The organism is Streptomyces sp. NPDC104831, from assembly GCF_055583025.1.
Map to the genome: position 1 here is coordinate 88832 of NZ_JBVJOT010000037.1, position 7108 is coordinate 95939.

At 73.4% G+C, this 7108-nt stretch carries 3 protein-coding genes and 1 pseudogene; all 4 read right to left on the reverse strand.

The features are described 5' to 3' along the window. Positions 1-66: 66 nt before the first annotated feature. A complete protein-coding gene (locus ACZ63H_RS24525; RefSeq protein WP_469868372.1) occupies positions 67-1230 on the reverse strand; it encodes a macrolide family glycosyltransferase in 1164 nt (387 codons plus the stop codon). Then, complete coding sequence (locus tag ACZ63H_RS24530) at positions 1230-3482, reverse strand: cytochrome P450 (protein ID WP_469868374.1); 2253 nt, start codon at positions 3480-3482, stop codon at positions 1230-1232. The genes ACZ63H_RS24525 and ACZ63H_RS24530 overlap by 1 nt, the downstream gene beginning before the upstream one ends. After that, complete coding sequence (locus ACZ63H_RS24535; protein WP_469868377.1) at positions 3479-6712, reverse strand: type I polyketide synthase; 3234 nt, start codon at positions 6710-6712, stop codon at positions 3479-3481. Before ACZ63H_RS24535 ends, ACZ63H_RS24530 begins: the two co-directional genes overlap by 4 nt. Before the next feature lie 96 nt (positions 6713-6808). Then, a pseudogene (locus tag ACZ63H_RS24540) lies at positions 6809-7105 on the reverse strand (acyltransferase domain-containing protein); the annotation flags it as partial. Positions 7106-7108: the final 3 nt, after the last annotated feature.

Below are 7108 nucleotides of genomic sequence, written 5' to 3' on the forward strand. Positions count from 1 at the left end.
CTGAGCCTAGGGCGCGGGGACGGGCTCCACCGGACGGGGTGGGGGTTGCCCGGTGGAGCCCGGCCGCTACCGCGTCAGCAGCTTCTCCAGGACGTCCGCCCCCTTCGACGCGCCGCCCGCCCCGCGCACGATCCGGCTCAGGGCCGCCGCCCGGGGCCGGCAGGACCGGACCTCCTGGACGGCGTCGCGCAGGCCCCGCACGGTCGGCTCGGCGAGCGTCCTGCCGACCCGGAGTTCCTCCGCCCGCCGGGCGACCGCCCGCTGTTCCGGGATCTGCGGCACCGCCACGAAGGGCACCCCGTGGTAGAGGGACTCCATCACCGAGTTCATCCCGGCGTGGCTCAGGAACACCTCGGTGTGTCGCAGCACCGCCACCTGCGGCACGTGCGCGTGCACCTCGACGTTCGCCGGGACCGGGCCCAGGGTCTCCCGGTCCAGTCCGCCCACCGCCATGACGACCTGCCAGTCGCTGTCCCCGAACGCCTCGATGCAGGTCCGGTAGAACTCGGGCCGGTCGTTGAAGACCGTTCCCAGCGATATCAGCAGCACCGGGGCCCCCGACCGGGGGCTCCACTCCTCGGCGGTCTGCCGGCTGCTCAGCGACGGCCCGACGAAGTGGAAGCGCTCGTCGAAGGTCTCCCCCGCCATCTGGAACTCGCGGGGGATGAACACCAGGCTGGTCGGCGCCACATGGCCGAACATCAGGTTCGGGTCCTCGAGGAAGGTGTGGCCCTGCGCGAACTTCCCCATGTCCTGGATCGCGGCGACCAGCCGGGGGTCGGTGTGGTCGAAGTCGGCCGGTAGGTACACCTGCGCCGCCGAGAAGGACTCGTTCTCCGCGAAGGTCGGCACCAGGGAGATCTCCCGCACCCCGAGCAGGTTCGCCAGCATCCTCCCGGTGAAGGTCACCGAGTCGTAGCACACGGCGTCCGGCGGGTCGGCCGAGAAGTGCTCGGCCAGGACGGGGAAGGAGGCGCGCGCGTCGTCGAGGTAGTACTCCATCGTCACGGCGAGTTGTTCCGCCGTGAAATCTCCCCGCGCCGCCATGTCGGGCGGCAGTTGCGAGGGCAGGGTCACCGGCTTCGCCCCGGCGGTGGCGGGGCCGTCCATGGTGGCCGGTCCCGTGGCGTAGCTGACCCGGTGGCCTCGCCGGACCAGCTCTTCGACCAGCGGCAGGGTCGGGTTCACATGCCCGGAGGCGGGCGCGCTCACGAAGGCGAAATGGGCCATCAGCCCTCCTCCAGGATGACCGGCAGGGTCTTGTGCCCGTTGGTGAAGAAGGAACCCAGCGGCTCGAGTTCGGACGACGGGACGGCCAGCTTCAGCCGGGGGAAGCGGGCGAACAGCGCGGACAGCGCCGTCGTCGCCTCCAGCTTGGCCAGGGGGCTGCCGAGGCAGTAGTGCACGCCGTGCCCGAAGGTGAGGTGGTCGGCCCGCGACGGCCGGGTGACGGAGAAGTCCTCCGCGTCGGCCCCGTGCTGCCCCGGGTCGCGGCCGGCCGCGCCGTAGGACAGCAGGATCGCCTCGCCCTCGCGGATCCGCACGCCGTCCACGGAGATGTCCTCCACGGCGTACCGCAGCGGCAGGTTCGGCACCGGCGCCTGCCAGCGCAGGGTCTCGTCCACCACGTCCTCCCACGTGCTGGTCCCGGACCGGACCAGGGCGAGCTGGGACGGGTGCGTGGCCAGTGCGTGGACGGCGTGGTCGAGCAGGTTGACCGTCGTCTCGAAGCCGGCGGAGATGGTCAGCAGCAGGGTGTCCAGCAGTTCCCGCTCGGACAGTCGTGTCCCGTCGGCCTCCCGCGCGGCGATCAGGTCGCTGGTCATGTCGTCGCCGGGGTCGCGTCGCTTGGCGGCCACGAGGTCCTTGAGCAGCATGTACAGCTCGCCGGAGGCGGCCTGCACGCCCGCCGGGTCCGCGTCGAGGCTGAACACCGCGTCCACCAGGCGCCGCAGGTCCGCACCCGTCTGCGCGGTCACCCCGAACAAGCCGGTGATGACCTGGATCGGCAGCGGGAACGCGAACCGTGCGCGCAGGTCGACCGCCTGCCCCGGCGGCACCGCGGCCAGGTCGGCGATCAGGCCGGCCGTGATCTCCTCGACGCGCGGCCGCGTCGCTTCGATACGGCGCGGGGTGAACGCCTTGGCCACCAGGCTGCGCAGCCTGGTGTGGTCGGAGCCGTAGGCGGTGAACATGTTCTGCATCGCGACCCACATGATCAGCGGCCAGTCCGGCGGGATGTCGCCGTCGCGCCACATGGGCCAGTGCTTGTTCGCGTCCTTGGAGACCCTCGGGTCGAGCAGCAGCTTCTTCGCCAGGTCGTGCCCGGTGACGGCCCATGCGGACACGCCACCGGGCAGTTCGACGGGCGTGGCCGGGCCGCGTTCGCGCAAGGCGGCGGCCTCGCCGAAGATGTCGCCGCCCGAGGGGTCGATGACATACGCGTCGGCGGGCGGGGCCTGCGCGCGCACCGGTTCGGTGAAGGTGGTGGCCGTACGGGGCTTGGGCGGCTCGGTGACCTCCAGCAGGGACGCGGTGAACCGCGAGCCCATGCCGAGGCCGATCGACATGATGGTGTCGCCGGGTTCGAGGGTCTCGTCGTGCAGCAGGTGGTCGATGCCGAGCAGCTGGTCGCACGGCCCGACGTGGCCGAGCTCGCGCAGCATCGGCCAGGTGGTGCGGCCCAGGTCGATGCCGAGCGGCTCCAGCACGACGACCTCCAGTTGGGCCAGGCCCAGACCGGTGACGACGAACCTGGTGATGTCGGCGACGGCGACGCCGGCCTCCTTGGCGGCCTGCTCGACCGCGGTGACCAGTGCGCCGCTCATCAGCGTCAGATACGGGGCCAGGCCGGTGACCTCGATCGGCGTACGGTTGCGGTGGCCCTCGGGGTCCGGGATCGTCGGGGTGGCGAGGACCTCCATCTGGGTCGCGGAGCTGTTGGCGGTCGCGACCAGCCGGGCCCGGCCGCCCTCGCGGTTGAGCACGGCCGCGACCGCACCGTCGGCCAGGAAGATCCCGATGGTGGGCTGCCAGCGTTCCCATCGCGGCGGCAGGAACCGGGCGGTGGCCGTGACCAGGGTCGCGGTCGCGGCCGGGTCGGCCACCAGGTGCGCGGCGGCGGACTGCAGCGCGGCCGAGCCGCCGTTGCTGGTCGCCTCGACCTCGTAGACGAGGGCGTGGCCGAGGCCGAGGACGCGCTGGAGGTGGCAGGAGGACGCCATGTGGTCCTGGTGGTCCATCTGGGCGTAGGCGGCCATGGAGATGTCGGCTCCGCTGAGGCCGGACTCGCGCAGGGCTCCGATCGCCGCGTGCACGGCCATCGCGTGCTCGGTGACGTCGTCGGAGCGGGTGAACGACACGAAGTCCGACAGCGCGAGCAGCCGCCGCATGGTCTCGGTGTCCGGCACGGCCCGCGTCGCGGGCGTGCGGGGCGGCAGATAGCGCCCCGTTCCGCCGATGTAGACGTTGTCCCAGATCATGCATCGTCCTTTCCCCTGAGCGCGGACAAACCGGCTCCGTATCCGCTGAAGTCGAGGAGCCACGTGCTGATGGCCAGCGCCGTGGCCGCGGAGTGCTCCTCCAGTACGGTGAAGTGGTCGCCCGAGACGGTGAGCACTTCCTGGGCGGTGGTGGACAGCCGGGGCCACGAGCGCTTGCCGGTGCCCACCAGCAGCACCGGCGCGTCGACGGGCTCGGGGGCGCCGGCCAGATCGAGGTAACGGCCCATGGCCACCAGCCGGTCGTCGTCGACCGGCTGGACCTGGTGGCCGGCGTCGAGCATGCCGGTGAGCACACCCGGCAGGTCGTCGGGGTAGCCGTCGATCAGCACCACGGCGCTGGGCCGGGCCCCCCGCCGTTCCAGTTCTCCGGCGGTCGCCAGCGCCAGCCACGCGCCCACCGAACGGCCGACCAGCACCGGCGCGGCGACGCCCGACGCGGCCTCGGCGAGTGCCTGGACCAGGACGTCGGCGTCCGCGGGCAGCGGGTCGCCGGCGAAGCCCGGCAGGGTGACCGCCGTGACGTCGCGGGCGGCCTCCAGTGCCGCGGCGAACCTCCCGTACTCCTCGATGCCGCCGGACGCCAGCGCGGACGGCAGGCAGACCAGCGACGGCTGGAGGAAGCCGGCCGCGAGGGCGACCGCCTCGGCCTTGGGCGCGTCGGTGGCCGGGCTCAGCCGGGACGCCGTGGCCAGCAGGTCGAGGCCGTCCTGCGCGCGGCCGACGTCGACGGCCTTGCGCAGCAGGCGCTCCATCGGCCCGGCGGCCCGGTTCTCCGGGGAGCACAGCTGCCCGTAGAGGTGGTTGACGAGCTGTTCGGGCGTCGGGAAGTCGAAGACGAGGGTCGCCGGGAGCTGGAGTCCGGTGGCCGCGTTGAGCCGGTTGCGCAGTTCGATGGCGGTCAGCGAGTCGACGCCGTGGTCGCGGAACAGCTGTCGCGGGTCGTCGATCCCGCCGGGGGCCATCCCGAGGATGCTCGCGCTGTGCGTGACGACCAGGTCGAGCAGCAGGGCGCGCTGCTCGGGCTCGGGCAGGGCGTCGAGCCTGGCCCGCAGCTCGCCGGGGCCGGTCGCCGGGGCCGGCGCGCGCCGCGGCCGGGCCAGTCCGCGCAGCAGCGCGGGCGGGGTGTCGATCGCCGCGAGGTCGAGGCGGACCGGCACCAGTGCCGGGCGTTCGCCGGCCAGGGCGGTGTCGAACAGGTCGAGGGCCTGCTCGGTGGCCAGCGGCAGCATTCCGGTCCGCGCCAGCCGGCGGTGGTCGGCTTCGGTCAGGTTCCCGGTGATGCCGCTGGACTCGGCCCACTGGCCCCAGGCCAGGGAGGTGACCGGCAGACCGTGCGCGTGCCGGTGCTCGGCGAGCGCGTCGAGGAACGCGTTCGCGGCGGCGTAGTTGGCCTGCCCGGGAGCGCCGAACACCCCGGACGCGGAGGAGAACAGCACGAACGCCCGCAGGTCCAGGTGCTCGGTGGCCTCGTGCAGGTGCCACGCGGCATCGGCTTTTGCGCGCAGCACCGTGTCGACCTGCTCCGGTGTCATCGTTTCCACCACGGCGTCGTCGACGACCCCGGCGACGTGCACGACGACCCGCAGGTCGGGGATCGAGGCGACGAGATCCCTCAGTGCCTCGCGGTCACCGGCGTCGCAGGCGACCACGGTGAGGGCGGCACCCAGCTCCTCGCGGAGCCCGGGCGGCTCGACACCGCGGCGGCCGGCGAGCACCACGTGCGGGGCGCCGTGCCGCGCGACCAGGTGCCGGGCGACCAGGATACCGAGGGTGCCGGTGCCGCCGGTGATCAGCACGGTGCCGTCCAGGGGCGCGCCGTCCGGGGGGCCGGCCGGCCCGGTCGGGGCGGCCCTCACCAGTCTCGGTACGAGGGCGGCACCGTCGCGCAGCCGGATCTCGGGCTCGCCGTCGCTCACGGCGGCGCGCACCGCGGCGGGGATCGCCCGCCGTGAGGCGGCGGTGCCGTCGTGCCGGACGGTCAGGATCCGCCCGGGGTTCTCGCTGTGCGCGCTGCGCAGGAAGCCGTGGGCGGCGGCCGAGGCCAGGTCGTCGCCGGTGAGGACCACGAGCCGGGCCGGCGTGTCGGTGGCCAGGAACTCCCGGACCCGGTCGAGCAGTTCCCGGGTCACCGCGTGGGCGGCCGCGACCGGTTCCCCGTCGCCGATCACCTCGTGGAGGACCGTGTCGGTGTCCGGGCCGTCGGGTACCGCCATCGGGGTCCAGTCAACGGCGAACAGCGTGTTCGCCCGGCGCCCGGCCCCGGAGCCCGCCGCTTCGACGGGCCGCAGGACGATCTCGTCGATGCTCACGACCGGTGTCCCGGCGGTGTCGGTGATCCTCACGGCGCAGGTGTCCGGCCCGGTCGGGTGCAGCACCACGCGGACCGCCGCGGCCGACCCGGTGACCGACACACCGGAGAACGAGAAGGGCAGCCGCGCCGGGTTGCCGCCGGCGCCGCCGTCCTCGGCCGCGAGGCCGGCGAGCAGGGTCAACGGCTGTATGGCGGCGTCCAGGAGCGCGGGGTGGACGCGGTAGCCGGTGAGCTGCGCGGGGTCCGCCGGGAAGCTCACCTCGGCGTGCAGGTCCTCGCCGTGCCGCCGGATACCGGTGAGCCCCTGGAAGGTCGGCCCGTAGTCGTAGCCTGCTGCGGCGAGCCGGTCGTAGAACGAGCCGATGTCGACCGGCGCGCCCCCGCCGTCGTCCGTCCCGGCCACGACCGCCCGGTCCGCCGGCGGACCGAGCACGCCGGTCGCGTGGCGGGTCCACTCGTCGGGCTCGGCGGAGGTGCGGGAGTGGACGGTGACGGGCCGGTGTCCGGTGTCGTCGGGCGCGCCGACGGTGACCTGCACGTGCACACCGTCGTCCTCGGACAGCACGAGCGGCGCCTCCAGGACCAGTTCGGACAGTACGGGGCTGGCCGTGTGCTCGCCGGCGTGGACGGCCATGTCCACGAACGCCATCGCGGGCAGCAGCGTCGAACCGAGCACGGTGTGCTCGGCCAGCCACGGGTGGACGGACGCGGAGAGCTTCCCGGTCAGCACCACGCCCTGCCCGTCGGGGAGCTTCACCAGGGATCGCAGCAGCGGGTGATCGGGCGTGTCGAGGCCCTCCGACGGGGTGGTGGGCTGGAGCCAGTAGCGCTCGTGCTGGAAGGGATACGAGGGCACCCGTACGCCCGACGTCCCCGCCGGTGTGGCGACGGGTGGCATCCACCCCGTGGCCCCGTCCGCCCACAAGCGGCCCAACCCCGCGAACAACCGCTCCGGAGAATCACCACCACGCCGCATCAACCCGTTCCCCACCAACAACGGATGCGGACCCACCTCCACAAACCCCGTAACACCCCGCCCCACCAACCACTCCACCGCATCAGCGAACCGCACCGGCTCCCGCACCTGCCGCACCCAATACCCAGCCTCCCCCATATCCACCGGACGACCAGCCACCGTCGACACCACCGGAACCACCGGCTCACCGAACGACAACCCCGCCACCACCCGCCCCAACTCTTCCAACACCGGATCCATCCGCGCCGAATGAAACGCATGACCCACCGCCAACCGCCGCACCTCACGCCCACGACCCCGCCACACCTCACCCACCCC

What these genes read in the sequence shown, in the direction of transcription:
- ACZ63H_RS24530 (WP_469868374.1), bottom strand. Translation starts at nt 3,482, where the DNA reads ATGATCTGGGACAACGTCTACATCGGCGGAACGGGGCGCTATCTGCCG.
- ACZ63H_RS24525 (WP_469868372.1), bottom strand. Translation starts at nt 1,230, where the DNA reads ATGGCCCATTTCGCCTTCGTGAGCGCGCCCGCCTCCGGGCATGTGAAC.
- ACZ63H_RS24535 (WP_469868377.1), bottom strand. Translation starts at nt 6,712, where the DNA reads ATGCCACCCGTCGCCACACCGGCGGGGACGTCGGGCGTACGGGTGCCC.